Here is a 21952-nt window from a genome sequence, read left to right as displayed (position 1 = left end):
CCACCCCATGCCCCATCCGCTGCAGTTCATCGGCATGATCGCGCACCGCGCGCAGTCCGAAATTCATCCACCCACCGGCGCAGTGATCGATCCCGATTACATCCAGCGCTTTGCCCAGGCGCATGAGGCGGCCGGTTTCGACCGCATCCTAGTCGCTTGGGGTAGCACTTCGCCCGATGCGCTGCTCGTCGCCTCCCACGCCGCTGCTGCGACCAGCCGGATCGGCTTCATGGTCGCGCACCGGCCAGGCTTCATCGCGCCGACGCTCGCGGCGCGGCAATTCGCCACCTTTGACCAGCTCTCAGGTGGCCGCGCCGCGGTGCATATCATTTCCGGCGGCAGCTCAGCCGAGCAGCGCAGGGATGGCGACTGGCTGGACCATGCCGAGCGCTATGCCCGGTCCGAGGAATACGTCGCGCTGCTGAAGCAGCTCTGGACCAGCGACAAGCCCTTCACCCATGCCGGTACCTACTACCGCTTCGAAGAGGGCTTTGCCGAGGTAAAGCCGCTACAACAGCCGCATATCCCGGTGTTCTTCGGCGGGTCGTCGGACGTCGCCATCGACATCGCCGGCCGCATCGCCGATGTCTACGCCTTCTGGGGCGAGACCCTCGACCAGGCGCGGGAGACGATCTCCCGCGTACGGTCGAGCGTGTCTAAGGCTGGCCGCGATCCGGCGGCAATCCGCTTCAGCATGTCCTTCCGCCCGGTCCTGGCAGCAACCGAGGACGCTGCCTGGGCCCGCGCCGATCGCATCATCACCCGCATCCGCGAGTTGCGCGCAGATGCTGTTGGCTCCGGCGGGCGGAAGCCGGAGAGCATCGGCTCGAAGCGGCTGCTGGAAGCCGCAGCAGGCGGCCGGGTGCGTGACGCGCGGCTCTGGACCGAGGTGGCGGGCGCCGTCGGCGCCGGCGCCAATACCACGGCCCTGGTAGGCACACCGGAACAGGTGGCCGATGCACTGGCGGATTACTATGCGCTGGGCGTCGACACCTTCCTGATCCGCGGCTTCGACCCGCTGGAGGATGCGGTGCAGTACGGCGCCGAGCTGTTGCCAGCGACCCGCACTGCAATCGCGGCCCGCGGCGCCATTGCGGTGGCCGCGGAATGACGACCCTCAACGAATACCTCTCTCGCAGGCGCCCGGCCGACCGCGCGCTGGCAGCCACGGCTGACCGCGCCTGCCCGATCCCAGATCCGTTGCGTAACCCGCAGGCCATCATAGTCCGGGTCGAACGCATCCTCTCGACCGGAGATGCCTGAGATGAGCGAGATCTCCTCCCGCCGCGCCCTGCTGCGCGCCGCAGGCGTGGCGGCAATGGCAGTACCGGCCGGTGCGATGGCACCGCTCGGCTTTGCGCCGCCCGATCCCTTCGCAGATGCTCCAATCTGCCGGGTCGGCGCCGGCGGCCTCGCAGCGGCCGCGGCGCCCGGACCGCGCCGCAAACTGAAGCTGACCTGGAACGCCAATGCGATCTGCGTCGTCGGCGTTCCCGTCGCCGCAACGCAGGGCATCTTCGAGCGGCACAACCTGGACGTGGAGCTGATCAATTTCGGCGGCTCTACCGACCAGCTCCTGGAGGCAATCGCCACCGGCAAGGCGGACGCCGGCGTTGGCATGGCGCTGCGCTGGCTGAAACCGTTGGAGCAGGGCTTCGACGTGAAAATCACCGCCGCGACGCATGGCGGCTGCATGCGGCTCTTCGCCCTGCCGGGCAGCGGTATCACCAAGCTCTCGGACTTCAAGGGCAAGGCCCTTGGCGCTTCCGACATGGCAGCGCCGGACAAGAACTTCTTCTCCATCGTCGCCGCCAAGCAGGGGCTCGACCCCGAGCGCGACCTCACCTGGCGCCAGTTCCCCGCCGACTTGCTGGGCGAGGCACTGAAGCGCGGTGACATCCAGGGCTTCGCGCTCGGCGACCCGCTAGCGTCGCTGATCCGCGACCGTGACGGGCTCGTCGAGGTGACCAACAACCTGGAGGGCGAGTACGCGGCCCGGTCCTGCTGCATCCTCGGCGTCCGCGGCAGCCTGATCCGGCAGGATCGCGCCGCCGCCCGTGCCGTCACCGCGGCATTGCTCGAGGCGCAGGAATGGGTGCATGCGCAACCGGAGGCGGCCGCGGAGATCTTCGCGCCCTATGCGAGGGCACCTGTGCCAGCGCTAACCGCCATGCTGCGCAGCCACACCCATGGCCACCACCCGGTCGGCAGCGCGCTGCGTTTCGAGCTTGTCGCCTACATTGACGAACTGAAGCTGGTCAAGGTCATGCGGCCGAACACCGATCCGCTGCGGTTGTCGGACAAAATCTTCGCGGATGTTCTGACGGGGGTGCCGGCATGAGCGCGACGACGCTCGGCGCGCGGATCGCAGCACCTGCCGCGCGGGCACCTTTCTGGCCTTCCGGCTGGGCTGCCGGCCTAGCCTGGATCGGCACGGCGGCGCTGATCTCGCTCTGGCCTGATGCCGACGACCTCGGCCGCAGCTGGGAACTGGCGGTACTGGCCGCAGGCTTCGGCGCGGCGATCCAAGCGGGTGCCATCGCGGCGACGCTGCCGGCGCTTGCGCCTCGTCTCGCCCCGCTGCGCGCCGCCGGGCCCTGGCTGCTGGTGCTGGCCCTGGCGCTGACGGCATGGGAACTGGTGACCGCCAAGCTGGACTGGCTGCCGCGGCCGTTCTTCGCCGCGCCGCAATCGATCCTGGAGGTCTTCACCGACGACTACGCCCGGCTCGGCGAGAGCGTCTGGCGCAGCGTGCTGCTGGTGGTGCCGGGCTATGCGCTGGGGGCCTCCATCGGGTTCCTGTTCGGCGTGGCGATGGGCTGGTCGCGCCTCGTCGGCTACTGGGCACATCCGGTGGTGCGGCTCATCGGGCCGCTGCCAGCGACGGCCTGGCTGCCGATCGCCTTCTTTGCCTTCACCAGCAGCCGTGGTGCCAGCACCTTCCTGATCGCCCTGGCCAGCTTCTTCCCGGTGACGGTGCTGACCTGGTCGGGCGTCTCCGCCGTGTCGAAATCCTATTACGACGTTGCGCGGACCATGGGTGCCACGCCCTGGTTCCTGGTGCGGAAGGTCGCGGTACCGGCGGCGATGCCCTCGGTCTTCGTCGGCCTCTTCGTGGGGCTCGGCGCGTCCTTCAGCGTGCTGGTGGTGGCCGAGATGATGGGCGTGAAGGCCGGGCTCGGCTGGTACATGCAATGGGCCCAGGGCTGGGCGGCCTATGCCAACATGTATGCCGCGCTGCTGGTGCTGGCGCTGATGTGCTCCTCCGCCGTCACCCTGCTGTTCCGGCTGCGCGACCACCTGCTCTCCTGGCAGAAGGGGCTGGTCCGGTGGTGAACGGCGCACGGCTAGAGGTGCGCGGCGTCAGCCACGCTTTCGCGCTCGAGAAGCGGGCTTTGCCCGTGCTCGAGGATATCGACTTCACCGCGGAGCCCGGCGAGTTCGTCGCCCTGCTCGGCCCCTCCGGCTGCGGCAAGTCCACGCTGCTGCGGCTGGTGGCGGGGCTGGAGCCGCCGACCGAAGGCCGGCTGCTGGTCGATGGACGCGAGATCACCGGCACCGATCCCAGCCGCACGATCATGTTCCAGGACCCGACGCTGTTTCCCTGGCGGACGGTGCGCGGCAATGCGCAGATCGGGCCGGAGGCACGCGGCACGCTGCGCGCCGATGCCGGACGGATCGACGACGCGCTGTCGCTGGTCGGCCTGTCCGCCTTCGCCGAGGCGTTGCCGCACCAGCTGTCCGGCGGCATGGCACAGCGCGCCTCGCTGGCCCGCGCGCTGGTGAACCAGCCACGCGTGCTGATGCTCGACGAGCCGCTCGGCAAGCTCGACAGCCTCACGCGCTTGGCGATGCAGCGTGAGTTGGTCGCATTGTGGGAGCGCGAAGGCTTCACCGCCTTGCTGGTGACGCATGACGTGGAGGAGGCGCTGCTGCTGGCCGACCGCGTGCTGGTCCTCAGCGACCGCCCAGCCCGCATTCGCGCCGATATCCGCGTGGAACAGCAGCGGCCACGGCGGCGGGACCACCCAGGCCTTGTGGCACGGCGAGAAGAGATCTTGGGCCTGCTTGGCCTTGCTGAAGCCACGTGAAGGAGCGTCAAATCATGGGCATCTTGACGACCACCCTGGTGCTTCCCGCTGCCGCCATGCTGACTGCGACGCCGGAGGCGACGACGGTCACCCTTGCCGTCTCCGTCGTGGCGCTCGGCATCAAGCTGCACGCGGCGCTGCCGCCACCGGCGGAGGATACGACGGAAGCTATCCTCCTTGCTGCAATGGCCACCATGTGAGTGGTCGGGGCACGTGGTTGGGCGCCTCCCGACGCATGACGACCCCAGGCATCCAGTCGGGTGCCATAAGCCTCTTCCGCACGCCTCGCGCCGTCCGGGCGAGTTGGGGCCAATCCTCGGCCGGAGCTTGGAGTGGCGTCAGGGCGCGCTGTCGCAGCGGCGCCTGAGCGTCATCGTACTGCATCACCAGTGACCCAAAGGGTTCAGACCATGTTTGTACGCCGCCACCTGTTGGTTAGCGCGGCAGCCGCCCTGGCTTCTCGCTACAGCCGCGCCACCGGCTTTCCGGACCGCTCGCTCCGCCTCGTCACCTCGTCCAACGCGTCTCGATCGGCGGCATCGTGCCGGTGATCGTCGGCGATGCGTGCCAAATGGCAGATGCGGTGGAAGACTGGGTCGAGCAGACCGGCGTCGACGGGCTTAACCTCGCCTATGCCGTGCTGCCCGAAACCTTCGAGGACGTCGCGCGGCACCTGGTGTCCGAATTGCAGCGCCGCGGCCGCTACAAGCGGGAGTACCGGTCGGGCACGCTGTGCAACAAGCTGTTCGGCCGGCCACGGCTGCCCGGCTGGCACCCGGCCGCGGCGCATTGTCGGGGGGCCGCATCGCCATGACTGGCGCAATGGCTGCCATGCTGGCCAGGCATTAGACATTGCTCCTGCTGCCGGGCCATAACGCCGGCGCCATGCGCGATGTCACCGATCCCCCCGCAATCCGCCTTGCCGGTCTCCGCAAGCGATTCGTTGCTGGTGGCGCGGTTGCGCTTGACGATGTCTCGCTCGAACTCCGCACCGGCGAGATCTTCGGCATCGTCGGCCGGTCCGGGGCCGGCAAGTCGACGCTGATCCGCACGGTGAACCTGCTGGAACGGCCGAACGCCGGCAGCATCACAGTGATGGGCCAGGACCTGCTGGCGCTCGATGAGGGCGGCCTTCGCGCCGCCCGCCGCGGCATCGGCATGGTCTTTCAGCACTTCAACCTGCACCATCGCCGGACGGTCGCGGAGAACATCGCCTTCCCGCTAGAGGTCGCCGGGATGCCCGCCGCCGCGCGCCGGGCGCGGGTGGCAGAGCTGCTGCCGCTGGTCGGGCTGGACGCGAAGCGGGATGCCTTCCCGGCGCAGCTCTCAGGCGGCCAGAAGCAGCGCGTCGGCATCGCTCGTGCCCTGGCCTCGGCCCCCGCCGTGCTGCTCTGTGACGAGGCGACCAGCGCGCTGGATCCCGAGACCACCGCGGAGATCCTGGCGCTGATCCGCCGGCTGCGCGACCAGCTCGAATTGACCGTGCTGCTTATCACGCACGAGATGGGCGTGGTGAAGGCGATCTGCGACCGCGTGGCGGTGATGGAGGCAGGGCGCATCATCGAGCAGGGCCGGGTCTTCGAGGTCTTCACCCGCCCGGCGCACCCCACCACGCGCCGCTTCGTCGCCGAGGTGATCGGCCATGGCGTGCCGCCCGGCACCCTGGCCCGGCTGCCGGAGCCGGGCCTGGGGCAGCAGCGCCGGCTGGCGCAGGTGCTCTTCCTCGGCCCGCACAGCACCCGGCCGGTTATCAGCGAGGCGAGCCGCGATTTCGGCATCGACATCAACATCGTGTCCGGCCGGGTGGACGAGATCGCCGGCGAGCCCTTCGGCGTCATGGCGCTGGCGGTCTACGGCCCGGCGGCGGCGATCGACGCCGCATTCGGCTGGATGCGCGTGCTTGGCCTGCTGATCGAGGAGGATGTGGCATGGGCTGGCTGACGCCCACGATGCAGGACCTGCTGCTGCAGGCCTTCTGGGAGACGCTGGTCATGGTCGGCGCCAGCGCCGCTATCGCGGTGGCCTGCGGCCTGCCGCTGGCGCTGCTGCTGCAGGTCACCGGCCCGGGCGGGCTGCGGCCAATGCCCTGGCTGCAGCGGCCGCTCGGCCTGCTGGTCAATGCCCTGCGCTCGACGCCCTTCATCATCCTGATGGTCGCCATCGTGCCCTTCACCCGGCTGGTCGCCGGCACCTCTATCGGCACCGGCGCGGCCATCGTGCCGCTGGCCCTGGCCGCCACCGCCTTCCTCGCCCGGCTGTTCGAGAATGCGCTGCGCGAGGTGGATGCCGGGGTGGTGGAGGCGGCCCGCGCCATGGGCGCTTCGCGCTGGCAGATCGTCACCAAGGTGCTGGTGCCGGAGGCCCTACCGGGGCTGATCGCCGCGGTCACCGTCGCGCTGGTCTCGCTGGTCGGCTTCTCGGCCATGGCCGGCGCCATCGGCGGTGGCGGGCTCGGCGATCTCGGCATCCGCTTCGGCTACCAGCGCTTCATGCCGGAGGTGATGGCGAGCGTCGTGCTGATCCTCATCATCCTGGTGCAGGGCCTGCAATCCCTTGGGGATTGGCTAGTCCGCCGCCTGTCCCACCGCTGAAGGAAGCCCGCGATGCTCCGCCGCCGCCCGCTGCTGCTCGCCGCCCTTGCCCTCCCTGCCACGGCCCGGGCGCAGGAGATGGGCAGCGCGCAGCGCCCCCTGCGCATCGGCGTCACCGCCGGCCCGCATGCCCAGGTGATGGAGCAGGTCCGCGCCATCGCCGCGCGCGACGGGCTGGTGCTGCGCATCACCGAATTCCAGGACTATATCCAGCCGAACGCGGCGCTGGCGGCCGGCGACCTGGATGCCAACAGCTATCAGCACCAGCCCTTTCTCGACCAGCAGGTGCGCGACCGCAACCTGCCGCTGGTCGCGGTGGGCAAGACGCTGGTCTTCCCGCTCGGCGTCTATTCGCGCCGCCATCGCAAGCTGGCCGAGCTGCCGGCGGGCGGGCGCGTCGCCATCCCGAACGACCCGACAAATGGCGGCCGTGCCCTGGTGCTGCTGGCAGCCAACGGCGCCTTTGAACTGCGGCCGGGTAGCGACTTCCGCGCCACGGTCGCCGATATCGCCGCCAATCCGCGCCGGCTCCGCATACTTGAGCTGGAGGCGGCGCAGCTGCCGCGCGTGCTGGAGGAGGTGGAGGCGGCGACCATCAACTCCAATTTCGCCATCCAGGCCGGGCTGAACCCGGTGCGCGACGCCATCGCGCTGGAGAGCGCCGACAGCCCCTATGCCAACCTGATCGTCGTCCGCCGGCAGGATCGCGAGGCGTCCTGGGTGACGCGCCTGGTCGCCGCCTATCAGTCGCCGGCGATCCGGGAATTCGTCGCCGCCACCTTCCAGGGCGCCGTGGTGCCCGCCTTCTGAGGACAAGACCGATGCTGCGCCGTTCCCTGCTCGCTTTGCCGGCCCTGCTGCCCGGCCTCGCCGCCGCCCAGGCCCCCGGCGCCGCCCTGGGCACCGCCGCCCGGCCGCTGCGCGTCGGCGTTACCCAGGGAGTGCATGCCCAGACCTTCGAGGCGGTGCAGCGGGTGCTGGCGCAGGACGGCTTTATCACCCGCGCCGTCGAATTCGGCGACTTCATCCAGCCGAATGCGGCGCTGGCGGCCGGCGACCTCGACGCCAATGCCTACCAGCATTTGCCCTTCCTGGAGGCGCAGCGGGCCCAGCGTGGCTACGATTTCGTCCCCGTGGGCAAGACGGTCCTGACGCTGATGGGCATTTTCTCCCGCAAGTATCGCAGCCTTGATGCCCTGCCGAGCGGTGCCCGCATCGCTATCCCGAACGACCCGACCAATGGCGGCCGCGCCCTGCTGCTACTGGCCGAGGCCGGAGCCTTCCGCCTGCGGCCGGGCGCCGACCACCGGGCGACGGTGGCCGATATCGCCGAGAACTCGAAGCGGCTGCGCATCGTCGAGCTGGAGGCGGCCGGCATCGTCCGCGCGCTGGAGGATGTGGATGCCGCCGCCATCACCGGCAACTTCGCCGTGCCCGCCGGGCTGAACCCGCTGCGGGACGCGCTGGCGCGGGAGACGGCGCAGAGCGTCTATACCGTGCTGGTGGTGGTCCGCCGCGCCGATGCGGAACAATCCTGGGCGCGCCGCCTCGCGGAGGGCTACCGCCACCCCGCGGTGCGCGACTTCATCGAGACGACCTTCGGCGGCGCGGTCATCCCGGGCACCTGATGGCGCCCGGGAGATCGCCACTCACTCCGTGTGGAAGACCAGAGTCCGCAGCTCGATGCTCTCGCGCGGCGGGGCACTGGGCGGGGTCGTCGGGTCATCGAAGGCGGTATGCGCCACGAAGCGGGCGCGGCCATCGGTCTTGCTGTCATAGCACTTGATCAGCAGCGCCTCGTCGGTCCGCAGCTGCGGCACGTAGTACCAACGGTGCTCCGGATTGTAGCGGACATTGTAGGTCTCGCCGACCCGGTGCGGGTAGACCAGGTCCGAGGGCACGTAGTCGTCGAAGGGGAAGCTGCGGGCATCGGCGAAGGCGAGCGGGTGGTCCACCGCAGGGTGATTGATCGGCCGCCACAGGTTGATGACCTGCACGCGGCCCTTCAGCAGCGTTTCGGCCTCATTTGGCAGCAGGTCGCGCACCCGCTGCGGGCCAGACTTCTCGGTATGATCCACATGCACCCGCGTCGCCGGTTGGCGCGGACCGTCGCGGTAATCCTCCTGGCCGGGAATGCGGTGGCGCAGCGTGTGGTCGAAGATGAAGACGCGGCTCGCACCGGTGGCGCGTTTGATGAGCTCTATGCTCTCGGGATAGTAGATATCGCGGATCTGCGCCTCATCGCCGAAATCGGTCACCGCCGTCCGGTGCTCGATCAGCCCGAAGCCAGTGGTGTCGAGTCCGACCTCGCCGACGATCTTCCGCGCATTGTGGATGGTGACTTGGTGCGGCTCCGGCTTGACCGTGCTGCGCGGTTCGCCGGGCGGCGGTTCGAAGGTATAGGTCCGCGGGCGGCCCGCGGTCAGTGCCAGGTAGTTCAGCTCCGCCACCACGTCGGGCAGGGTCGTCGGGCGTTCGAGTGTGATGCTCATGCTCATTGCTCCTCCTCGGTTCAAGCCGCCAGCGTCTGACCCTTGATGGTTACCCGCGATCCGCTGCGGGTGTTCGGGAAGTAGTCCCACACAGCCAGATGCTGCACCGCGCGGTTGTCCCAGAAGGCGACCGAGTTCGGCTGCCATTGGAAGCGCACCTGGAAGTCCGGCTTTTCGGCATGCGCATAGAGATAGGCGAGGATCGCGTCGCTCTCCTCCTCCGGCACCTCGTTGATCCGCACGGTGAAGCCGCGGTTGACATAGAGGCCGCGCCGGCCGCTGATCGGGTGGCGGATCACCACCGGATGCACCGCGCTTGGATGGACGCGCGCGCTGTCGTCGATGCCGAGCAGCCGGTTGGTGCGGCGGTAGGACCGCTCCCCCGAATGCGTCGCGGTCAGGCCTTCGAGATAGGCCTTGATGTTCGGCGACAGCGCCTCGTAAGCCGCGGCCAGGCTAGCGAACAGCGTGTCACCGCCGATCGGCGGCACGGTGTTGAGGTGCAGGATGCTGCCGAGCGGCGGGGTCTGGAAGCAGGAGACGTCGGAATGCCAGCGTTCGCCGGCAATGCGCTTGCTGTTCGCATCGGCGTGGATCGGCAGGATCTCCGGGTGGCCTTCCGGGCCCGGCGTGTTCGGGTGGATGTCGAGCTCGCCGAAATAGCGGCCGAAGACCTTCTGCGTCTCGTGCGTGAAGGCTTGGTCGCGGAAGAACAGCACGCCGAAATCGCCAAGCGCTCGGTGCAGCTGGTCCACCTGGGCGTTGCTCAGTGGCTGTGTGATGTCGATGTCGCGCACCTCGGCGCCAACATGTGGCGATATGCGGTGAATCTGGATGGCGTCGTAGGACATGGGTCTTCTCTCTCCCTGGTGGTTTGGTCAGGCGGGTGTGGTTCGCCAAGGGGTCAGCCGCACGGCTAGCCGCCACAACGCCTGATTGAGCAGCATGCCGATGCCTCCAAGCAGCACGACACCGAGGATGAGCAGGGCCATGTCGAAGCGGTCTCGCCCTTCGATCAGCAGCCCGCCGAGGCCGGTGCCCTTGGCAAGGAAGTATTCGGCACCGATCGTCGCCAGCCAGGCATGGATCAGCCCGAGCTGAAGGCCGGTGAGGATGGAAGGCAGCGCCGCTGGCAGCCGAATACGAAACAGCCGCTGCCATGAGCTAAAGCGGAACGCTGCACCTACCTCCAGCAGCAGCGGCGGGGTGCCGGCGATGCCTTCCCAAACGTTGAGCGCAACCGGGGTCACCACGGCAACGGCGATGAAGGCCAGCCGCGCCTCCTCGCCCATGCCGAACCACAGCGCGATCAACGGAATCCAGGCGAAGACGGCGACGTTCTTGAGGGCATGAAAGCTGGGACCTACCAGTCGCGCCGCAGCGCCGGACAGGCCGCAGAGCAGCCCGAAGCCAAGGCCGAGTGCGGCGCCGAGGGCGAAGCCGGCAAGGCAGCGGCCGAGGCTGACGCCAAGTGCCGTGGCCAGACCGGGATCGGCTAGGCGCGCCCAGGCGGTGACCAGCACACTTCCCGGCGGCGGCAGCAGTCTCGGGTCGCCCCATCCAATGCTGGCCGCCCCTTGCCAAGCCAGCAGCAGCGCAACTGGCGGCAGCGCCCCGAGCCAGCGAGAGGGCAGCGATCCGCTCATGCTGGCCGCCAGCGTTGCAGCCGGCGCTCGATTGCTGCCAGCGCGGTATCAAATATCAGGCCGATAGCGGCGATTAGCAGCACGCCGGCGATGACCAGATCCATTTGGAACATCTGACGACCCCAAACCAGCAGGTAACCGAGCCCTTCGGAGGAGGCGAGTAGCTCCACCGCCACCAGCGCCTTCCAACAACTGGTCAGCCCGTAGCGCACCCCGGTGAAGACTGGTGGCACGGTGGCCGGTAGCACCACACGCCGCAGTAACTGCAGCCGGCCGTAGCGGAAAGTCGCAGCCACCTCGAGCAGCGGTCGTGGTAGAGCGTGGATTGCATCCCGGGTGTTGAGTGTGACCGGCACCAGCGCCGCCTTGGCGACGATGACGATCTCCAACGTCTCGCCGATGCCAAGTGGCAGCATTAAAAGAGGCACCCAGCCGATGACCGGCACCTGCACGATGGCGAGGAAGCTCGGCCGCAGCAGCGCTTCGAAGCGCGGCCATAGTCCCATGCCGATGCCGAGCACGAGGCCGAGCCCGGCACCCGTGGTAAAGCCCTGGGCGACCCGCCCCATGGACCACAGCGCATGTTGAGCCAACTCGCCGCTGCTGGCGAGGTCCTGCAGCGTCAGCCAGACGTCCTGCGGCGCCGGCAGCATGTTGGGCGCCAGCCAGCCAAAGCGCGCGGCCGCTAACCAGAGCACCAGCCCCAGTGCCGGCAGCAGCAGCGCCGTTGACCAAGCCGGGAACCGCCAGGGCCGCGGTGCAGTCGATACGGGCAGGGATAGGGCAAAGTCGCTCACGCCGCGATGTTCCGCCCTTCGGCATCCCGCCGCGTCCAACGGCGCTCGAGGCCGAGCTCGCGCAGACCGGCCTCCTGGTAACTGATGTCAAACCAGTCGGCGGTATTGACGCGCCGGCGCACCAGCCGGTGTTCCAGCGCCTGTTCAGCCTGGATGCGGTACTGCGTTTGCAGGAAGTCATCGATGATCGGGGTGTTGCGGACGGTCAGCGGCAGGCCGGCAAAATCATCCCGGTAGTTTTCCACGGGGAAACCGGACTTACTCCAAATCTCAAACAGTGCCTCGCGGTTCTCCTCCCTGGAGGCCCAATCGGCGCTGCGCAGGAAGCTGACAATGATGCGCCCCGTAAGCTCGCGATTGGCTTGCTCGAAGGCTTCCTGCACCAGCACATGGGAGTTCCGGCCATAGGCTGGGTTGTCACCTTTGGTCGTGTAGATGATCTTTGCCAAGCCACGCCGCTGCAGTGAGAACAGGGTTGGCGAGCCGAATACCGCCTCGACGCTGCGCGAGGCAAGCGCCGCGTCGGCGGCTGCGAAATCCATGTTGACGGCGCGGAGGTCGCGCTCCGCCAGGCCATGTGCCGCCAGTACCTTGGCAATCGTCAAATGCAGGTTGGTGCCGCGATGCCAGGCGACGCTGCGGCCGCGCAGGTCGGCGATGCCTTTGATGTCGCTGTCAGGCGCGACCGCCAGGTAGATCGGATTGTTCACCCCATTTGCCAGGATCAACTTTGTTCGCAGGCCGTTGGCCCGTCCGATCACTGACGGCAGGTCGCCCTGCAAGGCGAAATCGAGCTGATTGTTGGCCAGCGCCTCGTTTACTGCCGGACCAGCGCCGGCGAAAAAGAACCAGCGGATCTCGACATTGCGTTCACCGGCAAGGTCGCGGTCCAGCCAGCCCTCTGCATGCGACGCGGCGACGAAGGATCCGCCGCTGTACTGGCGGTTGCCGGCGCCAATGGAGGCAAAGCCAATTCGGATGGTACGGGTCTGCGCGCGCAGGACACGCGGGGCGAACAGGACTGCAGTGCTCGCGGCCAGCAGGGCACGGCGATCGGGGGACGTCATGCGGCGGTCTCCGGGATGAGGGTGCGCAGCGAGGCCTGGGCAGGATCGGCGGCGTCGAGGATGCCGAGCACCTGTGTCCTCAGCCGGGCGAAGTCTGCATTGGCGTGGTCGCGCGGCAGGTCCGGTGGCAGGACAAGAATGCAAGCAATGCGGCCGGGCCGCGGCGTCATTACAACAACCCGCTGGCCGAGCAGCAAAGCCTCATCCACGTCGTGGGTGACCAGTAGCGTGGTGGTGCGCTCGCGCTGCCAGATCCGCCGCAGCTCTTGCTGCAGACGGGCGCGGGTCAGTGCGTCGAGCGCGCCAAAGGGTTCGTCCAGCAGCAGCACGTCAGGCCGGTTGGCGAGCCCACGGGCGATCGCCGCGCGCTGGGCCATGCCACCCGAGAGCTGGTGCGGCCAAGCCTCCTCGAAACCGTGCAGCCCAACTAAGTGGATCAGAGCCTGAACGGTCAGGGCCTTTTCGCTGGCAGGGCCTGGAGCGTTCAGCAGGGCGGCGGCGACGTTCTGCCGAACGGTCAGCCAGGGGAAAAGCCGGTGCTCTTGGAAGACGATCCCCCGGGCGAGGCTGGGTCCGGTAATCCGTTCCCCGCGATGCATCACCTCTCCGCCGTCCGGCGCATCGAGCCCAGCAAACAGCCGTAGCAACGTCGATTTGCCGCACCCGCTGGCACCAAGGATGGCGATGAATTCGCCCGCCGCGACATCCAGATCGATGCCGGCGAGCGCCACCACCTCCCGCCGGTCGAGCTGGAATCGACGGACCACACCACGGGCTGACAGCGCCGCGCTCATAGCGTCACCTGCGTGCCATCGAAACGTGTTAAGGCGAAGCCTTCAAAGGGTTCTGCGAAGCTCTCCTGTTGCTCTCGTAGCAAAGCGATTGCCACTTCCTCGCCCAGCGCAAAGGCGGCAGCTGCGTCGCTGCGCCAATGGATGCCGGCCCAGGAGCGGCCAGAGGCATAGTTGAGCGCGAACTTGTTGAGTTCCCCGCCGAGGGTCAGCTTTGGCCCCTTCCAGGTCACCAGCCGGGTCGGGTCCTGCGGGTCCGGCTGCACCGGGTCGGGCCATTCCCGCGCTTCGTCGATGAAGGCCTTCAACAGGGTCGCCGTCACTGCTGCGGCGATCGCCGCACCACCGGGATAGGAACCGTGCAGCGGCGCGCCCTCGGGGTAGAGCTGGCCGAGCAAGAAGCTCCCGTGCGTCGCCCTGCTCCGCTCCAGGGCGCGTGAGCCGAGATAGGCCTCGTGGATCGGGTAGTCCGCCGCTTGGTTCGCCAACCGCTGCTGCACCAGACCGGCGAAGGCTTCCGGTCGCAGTACACGGGCCGTCCACCACTTATGGTGGTAGGCGACGCGGATACCGAGCGAGGTGCCAAGCTCGACGAGGCTCTGGGCGTAAGGACCGCTGAAGGCGCCGGAGGAGGCGGCGAGGCGGGTGAGGCGGCGATAGGGGTCGTTCAGCGCCAGTGGCGGCTGCGCGGCCGGGTACAGCCCGCCGGCCGAAGCTGGCGTGAACAACAGTTGCGTCGCCGCGCTGCGAAAACCCTGCGCTCCGTGCGCATAGCTGCCGAGGTCGCGCCCAGTAGCGACGAAGCGCGGCAGGGGGTCATGCGCGATGCGGCCGCGCGGAGCATGGCCATTCTGTACGTGCAGCCATTCCGTTGGATTAGTCAGGAATTCGTTGGTCGGAGCGTAGGTACGAATACGGGCGGCCAAGCTCTGGGCGCCGAACGGGATGTCCCGGTAGAAGAACTGCGAGACGTAGGGGCCATCCAGCGTACCCGGCGGGACCGCCCAGCGGCCGCCCTTGCCGCTGGAATCGGCCAAGTCGCGGTACAGCACGCTGCCGCGGAACAGGCTTTCGGGCGTCACTTGGCCGCCGCTGCGCGGACCGTAGAATTCATGCAGCCGGTTCAATTCGTCCACAGCTGTCAGCAGACCCGAATGGCGCGTGTCGTTGCGGTATTCGGCGAAGGGTACGTCGCGCAGCAGCGCCTGCCAGGTGATTTCCACTGCTTCCGCCGCACGTGCGGCGCTGGCTAGCGCCGGTGCCGGCGGGGCAGCAAACTGGCGGGGCTGCAGGCCGAGCAGGTTGCTGGCCAGCGTGGTGAGCGGCCCTACCAAGCGGCGCGTGCCACCGAGCGGGATCGCCTCGAAATCTGCCGAGCTGCGGCTGGCGAGAGCCTTCGTCAGCGCATTCCAGGCGGCCGGATCCACCTCGCCCCGTGCATCATGCGGCAGGCCGCGATGGTCGGCGCCGATACGGTTCGAGTAGCGGTCCTCGTCCCCGTTGTCGGGTGCCGCCAGCACTGGTGCTGCGGCCGACCGCTGCGCCAGTGCTATGCGAAGATCTCGCGCCCGATGCAGTGTGAGATCGCCAGAATCCGCTTGACCATTCACCGGAGTGCCCTGGACCGAACCTTGGGCCGAAGCCAGTTGCGGTTCGGCCAAGGTGAGTGCCGCCAGTGTAAATCCGGTGCCGGCAAGTATCGCGCGCCGCCCGGAAGGCGGCTCGTCAAAGCTACCCATCGTAATGTCCTATTTAATTTCGTGAATTAGTCCTGGACACTCAGGTGGGCGACATCGAGGCAGGAAAGGCAGTTGCATGTCGTGCTTCATTGTCGTCTTCATCGAGACAGACTGTGGCAAAATTTGAATTCGGGCCAGCAGCTTCAACAACATTGAAGTGGCCGTATGGAGAGCCCCGAGTGGCTTTCGATCATATGAATTCTCCGCCCGACGACGCGGATGAGCATCGTCGTGAACCATCAATTCACGATAAAAGAAAGGAGTCAAATCCATTGAACGATGTCGAATGATGTTTTATGTCGGGAGCACTGGTGTCCGCCGCCCAACTCACCCAGCGCCGCCGCACGGCAAGGAATCCATCCGATGCCCACCCGCCAGCTCAGCCTCAACCTTTTCATCTACCCGGACGGGCATCATGAGGCAGCGTGGCGCTATCCCAGTGCCGAGATAGCTCGGCTCACCGACGTCAGCTGGTTCCAGCGACTGGCACAGCAGGCCGAGCAGGTAGCCTTTGATGCGGTATTCTTCGCCGATGGCCCGGTGCTGGCGGAGAACATCGAATACGCCCCGCGCTTCCGACTGGAGCCGATCACCTTGCTGGCTGGCATTGCCGCTGCCACCAGTCGCATCGGGCTGATCGCCACGGCCTCGACCACCTATCATCAGCCCTATAACTTGGCGCGCCTCTTTGCCTCGGTGGACCACCAGAGCCGCGGCCGGGTCGGTTGGAACATCGTCACAACGACCAACGATGCGGCGGCTTTCAACTTCGGCCTCGACGCGCATCCCTCGCACGCTGAGCGCTATGCAAGGGCGCAGGAGTTTCTTGAGGTGGTGACCGGCCTTTGGGACAGCTGGGAGGACGACGCGGTGCTCGCCGATCCGGTAGGCGGCCGCTATGCTGATCCCGCGAAGATTCACCGACTTGACCATGAGGGCCGCTACTTCACGGTGCGCGGGCCGCTGAATGTGCCGCGCGTGCCGCAGGGCCGACCGGTCTACGTCCAGGCCGGATCCTCCGAAGATGGCCGCGGCTTCGCCGCACGCTGGGCGGAGGCGATTTTCACCGCGCATCAGACCCTGCCCAGCGCGCAGGAGTTCTATTGCGACATCAAGTCCCGCGCGCTGGGCCTCGGCCGCCGGCCCGAGCATATCCGGGTGCTCCCCGGTCTGAGCCCCTTCATCGGCGGTACAGAAGCCGAGGCGAAGCGGCTGCAGGCGGAGTTCAACGACCTGATCCAGCCGGGCTATTCGCTGCAGCAGCTGCGACAGATGCTCGGCGTGGATTTCACTGGGCACGACCTGGACGCGCCCTTTCCGCGCCATCTGATCGCGCCCGACAATTCGCGCGCCGTCGCGAGCCGCTTCCAGGTCGTGCTCGACATCGTGGACCGGGAGAAGCCGACCTTGCGCGGCCTGCTGCACCGGCTGGCGGGTGCCCGTGGGCATTTCGTGCTGGCCGGCACGCCGGAACAGGTCGCCGACCATATCGAGACCTGGTTCACCCAGGCTGCGGCAGATGGCTTCAACATCATGCCGCCCTGGTTGCCCGGCGGCTTCGAGGCCTTCGCTGACCAGGTGGTGCCGCTGCTACGCCGCCGCGGCCTGTTCCGCGAGGAGTATGCCCGCTCGACGCTGCGTGACCACTACGGCCTGCCTCGGCCGGAGAGCCGCTTCGCTGCCCTGCCGCAGCGACGCGCCTCATGATGCGGCTGTCACGTGGTTGGCACGGCATCCGGGCGCGGTGTTGGCGCACCGGCTAACCGCGTCCCCGCCCGCCCCCTCATCGCATCGAAGGTTCCCACCGATGTTCGCACGCCGCCACCTGCTGGCCGGCGCGGCTACCGTAATGGCTACCCGCCAGGCCCGCGCCGTCGCCTTCCCGCAGCGTCCGCTCCGCCTCGTCGTCTCCTCGTCGCCCGGTGCCAGCCTCGACACCCTGGCCCGCATTCTGTCCCCCGCCCTCGCCAGCCGCCTGGGGCAGCCAGTGGTGGTCGAGAACCAGGGTGGCGCCAACGGCCTGCTAGCCGCACATCAAGTCGCCCGGGCCGAGCCGGATGGCCACACGCTTCTGCTCACTGGCGATGCCATCGTGCTGGCCAGCCTGGCCCAGCCGCAGGCCGGCATCGGCTTCGAAACCGCTTTCGCCCCGGTGACGCAGGCGGTGCGCGCGGCGCAGATCCTGGTGACGCACCCGGCAGCGCCTTTCCGCAACATCGCGGAGTATGTCGCCACGGTGCGTGCCCGGCCGGGCACGTTGAATATCGGCCTACCGGCGCAGGGCGGCATCGCCCAGGTGGTGCATGAACTGCTGGGCCGCCAGCTGGGTGGGCTCAGGGTGGAGTATGTCAGCTATCGCGGCGGTGGTCCGGCCATCGCCGACCTGCTGGCGCGCAGCACCGATGCGCTGGTCATCACGCTGCCGGCGATCACCGAGCAGGTGCGCCAGGGCGGCATCCTGCCGCTGGCGATTTGCACTTCGGCGCGGGACCCGGCGCTGCCTGAGGTGCCGAGCTTGGCCGAGACCGTCGCTCCGGGCTTCGACGTCGACTCCTGGCAGGGCGTGCTGGCTCCGGCGCAAACGCCGGCCGCGGTGGTGGCACGGCTGCACGGCGCGCTTGCCGGCGCGCTCGGCGAAGCGGCGGTGGCGGAGCGACTGACCGGCCTCGGTTTCGCCATCACCGGTCTTGGGCCGGAGGCTTTCCGGACCCGCGCGCGGCAGGCGAGCGAGGCTTTTGCCCCGGTGGTTCGCAGCTTCGGTGCCTAGCAGCGCCGCTATTCGAAAGATCGTGCCATGACCCGGAAGTCCGAGATCCTCGCCGTTCATCTAGCGAGCACCACGCATGACCAGCTCTCGGCCAAGGACCGGCCGGTGCAACTCCCCCGCCGCGCGCTGCTCGGCGGCAGCCTCGCCGCCGCTCTGATCCGCCCTGCCACAGCGCAGCCTGATGCGAGTTGGCCTAGTCGCCCGGTGCGTGTCGTCGTACCCTGGCCGGCCGGCGGCCCGACCGATACCTATGGCAGGGCCGTGGCGCGGGAGCTGGCGCCGCTGCTCGGCCAGCCGGTGGTCGTGGACAACCGCACTGGCGCTACCGGCACGGTCGGTGTGCAGCATGTTGCCCGCAGCGCAGCGGATGGTCATACGCTGCTGGTGGCCAATACCACGGCCTTCATCGGCAGCGTCGTCGCCCTCGGCGAAGCGGTGCAGTTCGATCCATTGCAGGATTTCGTGCCGATCGGCCTGTTCGTCGAATCAGTCAGCGTGCTCTGGGCTCATCCGTCGTTCGGCATCGAGGATTTCGGCGCGCTTCTGGCACGAGCCCAGGATCCGCGCCGGCCGCCGCTGGCCTTCGGCACTACCGGCAGCGGCTCGGTCTCGGAACAAGCGGTGGAGCAGCTGGCGCGGCATTTCCGCCTGGAACTGACCAAGGTGCCCTACCGCGGCACGGCGCCGCAGCTTGCCGACCTAGTGGCCGGTCATGTGCAAATCGGCAGCGCCGACTACGCAACGGCCGGACCTCATTTCCGAGAAGGCCGGTTGCGTCCGCTGCTGGTAATAGGCCACGGCCGCATGCCGGAACTGCCGGAGGTACCGACGACCGCTGAGCTTGGATTGAGCGAGCCGGATTTCACAATCTGGAACGGTATGCTGGCACCATTAGCGACGCCGACCGCGATTGTCGAGCGGTTGCGGACGGTGCTGGCCGAGGCGATAAAAGGTGACGCTTTCCGCGCGGTCGCGAATGGCAACGGCAACCGTGCAATCTTCGAGACCGGTGACACGGCGGTGCGGCGCTTGGCGCGGGAGTTGGCAGCGCGGCGCGCCTTCGCGCGTGAGGTTGGGCTCTCGGGCTAAAAGAAGCCCGAGTGTGCAGTCGCTCGAGCCGACCAACACAGGTTCGGAGCCGGCCGCCACCGCCGTTTAAGCAGCCATGCGAGGGCTCAGCCATCGCAGTTTCTAAGAGCCGGGCAAGCGCGTGCGGTTGCTGTTTCCGACCAGCACTGTATGAACGCCGCCCCTGCTTAGATCGTCTCTGCCTGGTTTTGAGCCTCGTGCACGAAGGCCATGGCTTGGAGCTTTGGCCGTGAGCGACTTCCTGCGTGCCTTGCTGCCGGCACCATTGCAGATCAGTTGGACGGAGCGGCTGCGTGCCTGCGGTGGCGCGCTGTTCGGTCTATTCATGGCCAGCTTGGCCACTCGCCTGGTGGTAGAGCCTAACGGAGTTCTTCCGTTGCTGCTCGCGCCCATGGGAGCTTCCGCCGTGTTGCTGTTCGGCGTGCCAGCCAGTCCGCTCGCACAGCCCTGGCCCATGCTTGGCGGCAATGTAATCTCGGCGGTTGTCGGCATTGCCTGCGCCAAGTGGATCCCTGACGCTTTATTCGCGGCGCCTGTAGCAGTAGCCGCTGCAGTCGGCATCATGTTGGCACTGCGTTGCTTGCATCCGCCAGGCGGAGCTGTCGCCTTGCTAGCGGCAACCGGCGGCCCGGCAGTCCAGGGTACAGACTGGGCATTTGCCATCAACCCAGTGGGCGTGAATTCGGTGTTGCTGCTCCTGGCCGCCATCGTCTTCAATAACCTGGCTGGTCGACGCTACCCACATGGTTTGAAGCCAGCGCACAATCATCAGACGCAGGATCCCACCCCAGCGCAGCGACTTGGATTCTCCACTGCCGATCTGGATGCCGTGCTCCGGCGCCATGACCAACTATTGGATGTTGCACGCGCCGACCTGGAAAGCCTGTTTCAGCAGGCCGAGATGGAATCCTACCATCGTCGGCTCGGCGAGATGACATGCGCGGAGATCATGTCCCGAGACGTCGCTGCGGTGGAGTTCGGCACGCCGCTGCAGGAAGCCTGGACGCTGCTGCGGCGGCGCAGGGTCAGCGGGTTGCCCGTGCTTGACAGGGCGCGGCGGGTCATCGGCATCGTCACGCTGGCCGACTTCGTGAAACATCCCGACCTGGACTGCCTTGAGGGGCTACGAGGCCGCCTTTCTCGCTTCCTGCGACCGGCCGCGGGCATGTTCTCTGAGAAGCCCGAGGTCGTCGGCCAGATTATGGCGGCGCCGGTCCGGACGATTGGCGTAGACGCACATGTTGTCGCGTTGGTGCCCCTCATGGCCGCCGGACTGCACCAGCTTCCGGTCATCGATCAGGAACGCCGGTTGGCCGGCATGGTGGCGCAGTCCGATCTCGTGGCTGCGCTGTATCGCGGCCGGTTGGCCGAGGCGGATGGGCCGGGCACTGTCCTTTCCTTTCGTTTGGCAGGATCCTCGCTCAAAGAGGCCAGCTGAGCGCCTTCAGCGTTCGGGATGCCCGACCGCCTGCGGTGTCGCGCCCCAGGATGCAAGCGGGCTTCCAGCGCCGCTCCGACGAATGGTGTCCGTGGGTGACGAGCCGCCCCCCGGAGGAAGCAGTCTGGCCAAGTAAGCCAGACGAGCCAGTGGGGTAGATACCCAGTAGCAGCTCGAAACCGAGCTCGGAGGCAACGCTCCTGCGTCTGTTTTCGGGAGTGGAACTGATGCGGTGGACGGCCCCCGAGCGGCATCGCAGTGCCAGGCTCGCGGCTGTTGAGGTCTGCGAGCAGAGGAGCCGTCCACTATGGAGATTACCACGATTGGTTTGGACATCGCCAAGCGCGTGTTCCAGGCGCACGGAGTTGACGCCACTGGCCACGCGGTGCTGCGGCGCAGGTTGGGGCGCGCCGAGGTGCTGGATTTCTTCCGTGCGCTGCGGCCGTGCCTTGTGGGCATCGAGGCCTGCGGCACGGCGCATCATTGGGCGCGCGAGATCCGGGCGCTTGGCCACGAGGTGCGGCTGATCCCGGCGGCCTACGTGAAGCCGTACGTCAAGCGCGGCAAGACCGATGCGGCCGATGCCGAGGCGATCTGCGAGGCGGTGACCCGGCCGACGATGCGCTTCGTGCCGATGAAGACGGCGGACCAGCAGGCAGTGCTGATGCTACACCGGACGCGGGATCTGCTGGTTCGCCAGCGCACGGCGCTCGTGAACGCGTTGCGCGGGCACCTGGCCGAGTTCGGCATCGTGGCGCCGCAGGGGATCAGCCGCGTCGCGGAGCTGCTGGCGGTGCTGCTCGGGGAGGATGAGGCCACGTTGCCGCCGCTGGCACGGCAGGCGCTGCGAGGTCTGGCGGCGGAACTGGAAGCGCTCGGCAAGCGGGTTGAGGAGATCGAGGCGGCGATCGTCGCCTGGCACAAGGAGAACGAGGCGAGCCGACGCCTGGCGGCTGTGCCAGGCATCGGGCCTATCACCGCGTCGGCGGTCGTCGCCACGGTGGGCGACGTGTCGAACTTCGCCTCGGCGCGGCACTTCGCGGCCTGGATTGGGCTCGTGCCGAAGCAGAACAGCACCGGCGGCAAGCCGCGACAGGGCGGCATCTCCAAGGCCGGTGACCACTACCTGCGGCGCCTCCTGGTGCTCGGGGCGACCGCGGTGATCCGCCATACCCGCATCAAGGCACGGGAGGGCTGGCTCGCGGAGCTCATCGAGCGCCGCCCGACGATGGTCGCGGCCGTCGCGCAGGCCAACAAGACGGCACGGATCGTCTGGGCGCTGCTGGCGCGGGGTGAGAGCTACCGCCCGCAGCGGGGATTCCCGCAGCACGCGGGCGCATAGGCTTCGACAGTTCCCCGCCGGAGGTCGCCGCGACCGGCGGGTGCGTGAGGGCGATGGTGGCGTGATGGCGAACCGGTCGAAGCCGGGACCAGGCAGAACCCG

The 21952-nt window shown here is 68.0% G+C and carries 22 protein-coding genes; 15 read left to right on the top strand and 7 right to left on the bottom strand.

Annotation, left to right across the window (positions count from 1 at the left end; translation table 11 throughout):
* Window positions 1-7: 7 nt before the first annotated feature.
* From E2C06_RS20505 to E2C06_RS20460, 10 genes are all read left to right on the top strand, one after another.
* Entirely contained in the window at window positions 8-1111 is a 1104-nt protein-coding gene (locus E2C06_RS20505) for an LLM class flavin-dependent oxidoreductase (protein ID WP_133290476.1), read from the top strand.
* A gap of 153 nt (window positions 1112-1264) precedes the next feature.
* The gene (locus E2C06_RS20500) at window positions 1265-2341 is read left to right on the top strand and encodes an ABC transporter substrate-binding protein (protein ID WP_241671387.1); all 1077 of its coding nucleotides are present in this window, start codon (window positions 1265-1267) and stop codon (window positions 2339-2341) included.
* Window positions 2338-3336 carry an ABC transporter permease gene (locus E2C06_RS39530; protein WP_133290475.1) on the top strand — a complete coding sequence of 333 codons (999 nt, stop codon included), beginning with the start codon at window positions 2338-2340 and terminating at the stop codon, window positions 3334-3336. Before E2C06_RS20500 ends, E2C06_RS39530 begins: the two co-directional genes overlap by 4 nt.
* Window positions 3333-4091: an ABC transporter ATP-binding protein gene (locus E2C06_RS20490; protein WP_241671386.1), complete on the top strand. Its 759-nt coding sequence runs from the start codon at window positions 3333-3335 to the stop codon at window positions 4089-4091. Before E2C06_RS39530 ends, E2C06_RS20490 begins: the two co-directional genes overlap by 4 nt.
* A gap of 14 nt (window positions 4092-4105) precedes the next feature.
* The gene (locus E2C06_RS20485) at window positions 4106-4291 is read left to right on the top strand and encodes a hypothetical protein (RefSeq protein WP_133290473.1); all 186 of its coding nucleotides are present in this window, start codon (window positions 4106-4108) and stop codon (window positions 4289-4291) included.
* A 341-nt stretch (window positions 4292-4632) separates the two neighbouring features.
* Window positions 4633-4905 carry a hypothetical protein gene (locus E2C06_RS20480; protein WP_133290472.1) on the top strand — a complete coding sequence of 91 codons (273 nt, stop codon included), beginning with the start codon at window positions 4633-4635 and terminating at the stop codon, window positions 4903-4905.
* 38 nt (window positions 4906-4943) lie between these two features.
* The gene (locus E2C06_RS20475) at window positions 4944-6032 is read left to right on the top strand and encodes a methionine ABC transporter ATP-binding protein (protein WP_241671385.1); all 1089 of its coding nucleotides are present in this window, start codon (window positions 4944-4946) and stop codon (window positions 6030-6032) included.
* A complete protein-coding gene (locus E2C06_RS20470; RefSeq protein WP_206664617.1) occupies window positions 6020-6682 on the top strand; it encodes a methionine ABC transporter permease in 663 nt (220 codons plus the stop codon). Before E2C06_RS20475 ends, E2C06_RS20470 begins: the two co-directional genes overlap by 13 nt.
* Before the next feature lie 12 nt (window positions 6683-6694).
* Window positions 6695-7492, top strand: coding sequence for a MetQ/NlpA family ABC transporter substrate-binding protein (locus E2C06_RS20465; RefSeq protein ID WP_133290471.1), 798 nt, complete (start codon window positions 6695-6697; stop codon window positions 7490-7492).
* 11 nt (window positions 7493-7503) lie between these two features.
* Window positions 7504-8310 (top strand): MetQ/NlpA family ABC transporter substrate-binding protein, encoded by an 807-nt coding sequence (locus tag E2C06_RS20460; RefSeq protein WP_133290470.1) that lies wholly within the window; start codon window positions 7504-7506, stop codon window positions 8308-8310.
* A gap of 21 nt (window positions 8311-8331) precedes the next feature.
* Here the strand turns inward: E2C06_RS20460 and E2C06_RS20455 are convergent, their stop codons facing one another.
* Genes E2C06_RS20455 through E2C06_RS20425 form a run of 7 tightly spaced genes read right to left on the bottom strand, consistent with a single transcriptional unit; the run spans window position 8332 to window position 14995 of the window.
* Entirely contained in the window at window positions 8332-9174 is an 843-nt protein-coding gene (locus E2C06_RS20455; RefSeq protein WP_133290469.1) for a CmcJ/NvfI family oxidoreductase, read from the bottom strand.
* Window positions 9175-9194: 20 nt separating this feature from the next.
* On the bottom strand, window positions 9195-10025 hold the full coding sequence (locus E2C06_RS20450) for a TauD/TfdA dioxygenase family protein (protein ID WP_133290468.1): 831 nt from the start codon (window positions 10023-10025) through the stop codon (window positions 9195-9197).
* A 27-nt stretch (window positions 10026-10052) separates the two neighbouring features.
* Complete coding sequence (locus tag E2C06_RS20445) at window positions 10053-10820, bottom strand: ABC transporter permease (RefSeq protein WP_133290467.1); 768 nt, start codon at window positions 10818-10820, stop codon at window positions 10053-10055.
* The gene (locus E2C06_RS20440; protein ID WP_133290466.1) at window positions 10817-11617 is read right to left on the bottom strand and encodes an ABC transporter permease; all 801 of its coding nucleotides are present in this window, start codon (window positions 11615-11617) and stop codon (window positions 10817-10819) included. Before E2C06_RS20440 ends, E2C06_RS20445 begins: the two co-directional genes overlap by 4 nt.
* Entirely contained in the window at window positions 11614-12684 is a 1071-nt protein-coding gene (locus tag E2C06_RS20435) for an ABC transporter substrate-binding protein (RefSeq protein ID WP_133290465.1), read from the bottom strand. The genes E2C06_RS20440 and E2C06_RS20435 overlap by 4 nt, the downstream gene beginning before the upstream one ends.
* The gene (locus E2C06_RS20430; RefSeq protein WP_133290464.1) at window positions 12681-13478 is read right to left on the bottom strand and encodes an ABC transporter ATP-binding protein; all 798 of its coding nucleotides are present in this window, start codon (window positions 13476-13478) and stop codon (window positions 12681-12683) included. Before E2C06_RS20430 ends, E2C06_RS20435 begins: the two co-directional genes overlap by 4 nt.
* Window positions 13475-14995 carry a phosphatase PAP2 family protein gene (locus tag E2C06_RS20425; protein ID WP_133290463.1) on the bottom strand — a complete coding sequence of 507 codons (1521 nt, stop codon included), beginning with the start codon at window positions 14993-14995 and terminating at the stop codon, window positions 13475-13477. Before E2C06_RS20425 ends, E2C06_RS20430 begins: the two co-directional genes overlap by 4 nt.
* 582 nt (window positions 14996-15577) lie before the next feature.
* Between E2C06_RS20425 and E2C06_RS20420 the strand changes: the two genes are divergently transcribed.
* The 5 genes from E2C06_RS20420 (at window position 15578) to E2C06_RS20400 (ending at window position 21850) form a co-directional block, all read left to right on the top strand.
* Window positions 15578-16921 carry an LLM class flavin-dependent oxidoreductase gene (locus tag E2C06_RS20420; RefSeq protein WP_133290462.1) on the top strand — a complete coding sequence of 448 codons (1344 nt, stop codon included), beginning with the start codon at window positions 15578-15580 and terminating at the stop codon, window positions 16919-16921.
* A 100-nt stretch (window positions 16922-17021) separates the two neighbouring features.
* On the top strand, window positions 17022-17981 hold the full coding sequence (locus E2C06_RS20415; protein WP_165982519.1) for a Bug family tripartite tricarboxylate transporter substrate binding protein: 960 nt from the start codon (window positions 17022-17024) through the stop codon (window positions 17979-17981).
* Window positions 17982-18008: 27 nt separating this feature from the next.
* On the top strand, window positions 18009-19070 hold the full coding sequence (locus E2C06_RS20410; RefSeq protein ID WP_133290460.1) for a Bug family tripartite tricarboxylate transporter substrate binding protein: 1062 nt from the start codon (window positions 18009-18011) through the stop codon (window positions 19068-19070).
* A gap of 229 nt (window positions 19071-19299) precedes the next feature.
* Window positions 19300-20508 carry an HPP family protein gene (locus tag E2C06_RS20405; protein ID WP_206664616.1) on the top strand — a complete coding sequence of 403 codons (1209 nt, stop codon included), beginning with the start codon at window positions 19300-19302 and terminating at the stop codon, window positions 20506-20508.
* A 307-nt stretch (window positions 20509-20815) separates the two neighbouring features.
* Window positions 20816-21850: an IS110 family RNA-guided transposase gene (locus tag E2C06_RS20400; RefSeq protein WP_133290458.1), complete on the top strand. Its 1035-nt coding sequence runs from the start codon at window positions 20816-20818 to the stop codon at window positions 21848-21850.
* Window positions 21851-21952: the final 102 nt, after the last annotated feature.

Source organism: Dankookia rubra (assembly GCF_004355005.1).
GTDB lineage: Bacteria > Pseudomonadota > Alphaproteobacteria > Acetobacterales > Acetobacteraceae > Paracraurococcus > Paracraurococcus ruber_A.
This window is presented reverse-complemented; position numbering and strand designations above follow the sequence as displayed.

Bases quoted from the DNA above. Each gene is read 5' to 3' on its own strand.
- E2C06_RS20445 (WP_133290467.1), bottom strand. From the start codon at position 10,820: ATGAGCGGATCGCTGCCCTCTCGCTGGCTCGGGGCGCTGCCGCCAGTT.
- E2C06_RS20505 (WP_133290476.1), top strand. From the start codon at position 8: ATGCCCCATCCGCTGCAGTTCATCGGCATGATCGCGCACCGCGCGCAG.
- E2C06_RS20485 (WP_133290473.1), top strand. From the start codon at position 4,106: ATGGGCATCTTGACGACCACCCTGGTGCTTCCCGCTGCCGCCATGCTG.
- E2C06_RS20420 (WP_133290462.1), top strand. From the start codon at position 15,578: ATGCCCACCCGCCAGCTCAGCCTCAACCTTTTCATCTACCCGGACGGG.
- E2C06_RS20455 (WP_133290469.1), bottom strand. From the start codon at position 9,174: ATGAGCATCACACTCGAACGCCCGACGACCCTGCCCGACGTGGTGGCG.
- E2C06_RS20400 (WP_133290458.1), top strand. From the start codon at position 20,816: ATGGAGATTACCACGATTGGTTTGGACATCGCCAAGCGCGTGTTCCAG.
- E2C06_RS20435 (WP_133290465.1), bottom strand. From the start codon at position 12,684: ATGACGTCCCCCGATCGCCGTGCCCTGCTGGCCGCGAGCACTGCAGTC.
- E2C06_RS20430 (WP_133290464.1), bottom strand. From the start codon at position 13,478: ATGAGCGCGGCGCTGTCAGCCCGTGGTGTGGTCCGTCGATTCCAGCTC.
- E2C06_RS20470 (WP_206664617.1), top strand. From the start codon at position 6,020: ATGGGCTGGCTGACGCCCACGATGCAGGACCTGCTGCTGCAGGCCTTC.
- E2C06_RS39530 (WP_133290475.1), top strand. From the start codon at position 2,338: ATGAGCGCGACGACGCTCGGCGCGCGGATCGCAGCACCTGCCGCGCGG.
- E2C06_RS20450 (WP_133290468.1), bottom strand. From the start codon at position 10,025: ATGTCCTACGACGCCATCCAGATTCACCGCATATCGCCACATGTTGGC.
- E2C06_RS20410 (WP_133290460.1), top strand. From the start codon at position 18,009: ATGACCCGGAAGTCCGAGATCCTCGCCGTTCATCTAGCGAGCACCACG.
- E2C06_RS20460 (WP_133290470.1), top strand. From the start codon at position 7,504: ATGCTGCGCCGTTCCCTGCTCGCTTTGCCGGCCCTGCTGCCCGGCCTC.
- E2C06_RS20415 (WP_165982519.1), top strand. From the start codon at position 17,022: ATGTTCGCACGCCGCCACCTGCTGGCCGGCGCGGCTACCGTAATGGCT.
- E2C06_RS20500 (WP_241671387.1), top strand. From the start codon at position 1,265: ATGAGCGAGATCTCCTCCCGCCGCGCCCTGCTGCGCGCCGCAGGCGTG.
- E2C06_RS20465 (WP_133290471.1), top strand. From the start codon at position 6,695: ATGCTCCGCCGCCGCCCGCTGCTGCTCGCCGCCCTTGCCCTCCCTGCC.